The organism is Promicromonospora sp. NPDC060271 (assembly GCF_042726755.1).
Lineage (GTDB): Bacteria > Actinomycetota > Actinomycetes > Actinomycetales > Cellulomonadaceae > Promicromonospora.
The window spans coordinates 1-1,797 of the sequence record NZ_JBHXBG010000315.1 but is presented as its reverse complement, the minus strand read 5'-3'; the positions used below and the strand labels follow the sequence as shown (position 1 = coordinate 1,797).

The following is a 1,797-nucleotide window of genomic DNA, read 5'->3' as shown; positions in this document are numbered from 1 at the left end:
CCCTGGTGACATCAGGAAGCCTCGGACAGGCGCTCTACTTCGCGGCCGGAATGTCGTCCCAGACGTCCTCGTCCATCCGCTTGGCCCGGACGGCGTCCGCGCGGGCGGCGAGCTCCTCGTCCGGCGGAAACGTGATCTCCTCGAGGCACAGACCCTCCGGGGGCACGACGAAGACGCCGGCGTCCCGTCGGCGGCTCGCCAGGAGCTCCGCCGGCCAGCTCACGGGCCGGCGCCCCTCCCCCACCCCCATCGACGCCCCGACGAGGGCCCGCACCATGTTGTGGCAGAACGCGTCGGCGACGACGTGCCCGACCACGAGGCCCGCGTCCGGTCCGTCGGCCGGCCGTTCCCAGGCGATGTGCTGCAGCTCCCGGATGGTCGTCGCACCCGGGCGGGGCTTGCAGTACGCGGCGAAGTCACGCACCCCGACGAGCGGGCGCACGGCGTCGTCCATCGCAGCGGCGTCGAGCGGCCTGCGGGACCACAGGACGTGCGTGCGTCGCAGCGGGTCCCGGAGCCCCGGCGCGTCGGCGATCCGGTACGTGTAGCGCCGCCGCAGGGCGGAGAACCGCGCGTCGAAACCGGGCGCCGCCTGCCTGGCGCGGTGTACGACGACGTCGGCGGGCAGCACGCCGGCCAGCCGGGACACCAGTGCCTCCGCAGGGGTGCGGCTGGACCGTCCCGAGCGGCCGGGGAGCGCCGCCCAGGCATCGGCCTCGAGGTCGACGTGCGCCACCTGCCCTCGTGCGTGGACGCCGGAGTCGGTCCGCCCGGCGACAGTGAGGCGAGGCGTCGGCCGGCCGAGCTGCTCGCTGCGCAGGATCCGTGCCAGACCGTCCTCGAGGGCACCCTCCACGGTGCGTAGACCCGGCTGTCGCGCCCAGCCGGCGAAGTCGGTGCCGTCGTAGGCGAGGTCGAGCCGGACCCTGATGTACTCGTTCACGCCAGCCATCTTCCCCGATCCCCGCGCCGGAGTTCGTACAGTGACGTCATGGCAGACATCCTCACGCTGGCGGTCGACTGCGGTGGAGGCGGGATCAAGGCAGCCGTCCTCGACTCGTCGGGCACCGCTCACGCGGCGCCGGTCCGCGTACCGACGCCCTACCCGCTGCCGCCGGAGCTCCTCGTGGACACGATCGCGAAGATCGCCACCGACCTGCCTGCGGCCGGCCGGGTCACGGTCGGCATGCCCGGCATGATCCGGAGCGGCGTCGTGGTGCACACGCCGCACTACATCACCCGGTCGGGACCGCGTTCCCGCGTCGATCCGGCCCTGCTCGACGCATGGCACAGCTTCGACATGCGCGCGGCCGTCGCCGGCCGGCTGAACCTGCCCGCGCTGGTCCTGAACGACGCGGAGGTGCACGGCGCGGGCGTGGTCGCGGCGTCGGGTCTCGAGCTGGTCATCACGCTCGGCACGGGCCTCGGGACCGCGATGTTCCACGGCGGCCGGATCGCGCCGCACCTGGAGTGGTCGCACGCCCCCGTGCGCCGCAGCCTGACCTACGACCAGTACATCGGCGAGCCCGAACGGCGTCGGCTGGGTGACGGCCTGTGGTCACGACGCGTGGTCACGGTCGTCGACGGGCTGCGACCCGTCTTCCACTGGGATCGGCTCTACCTCGGGGGCGGCAACGCGCGCCGCATCACGCCCTCGGCGCTCGCCAGGCTCGGCGACGACGTCGTCATCGTCCCGAACTCCGCCGCCCTGGTGGGCGGCGCGCGAGCATGGGACCTGCTGCCTGCTCAGTGACGTGCGGCCACGCACGACGACGCCGGGCCGCACCCTCCGTACGG

At 73.8% G+C, this 1,797-nt stretch carries 2 protein-coding genes; one reads left to right on the top strand and one right to left on the bottom strand.

Translation table 11 applies throughout. The features are described 5' to 3' along the window. Positions 1-34 precede the first annotated feature (34 nt). Positions 35-952 (bottom strand): tRNA pseudouridine(38-40) synthase TruA, encoded by a 918-nt coding sequence (gene truA, locus ACFWE2_RS25315; protein ID WP_377226965.1) that lies wholly within the window; start codon positions 950-952, stop codon positions 35-37. A gap of 39 nt (positions 953-991) precedes the next feature. Between truA and ACFWE2_RS25310 the strand changes: the two genes are divergently transcribed. Then, positions 992-1,753 (top strand): ROK family protein, encoded by a 762-nt coding sequence (locus ACFWE2_RS25310; RefSeq protein WP_377226964.1) that lies wholly within the window; start codon positions 992-994, stop codon positions 1,751-1,753. Positions 1,754-1,797: the final 44 nt, after the last annotated feature.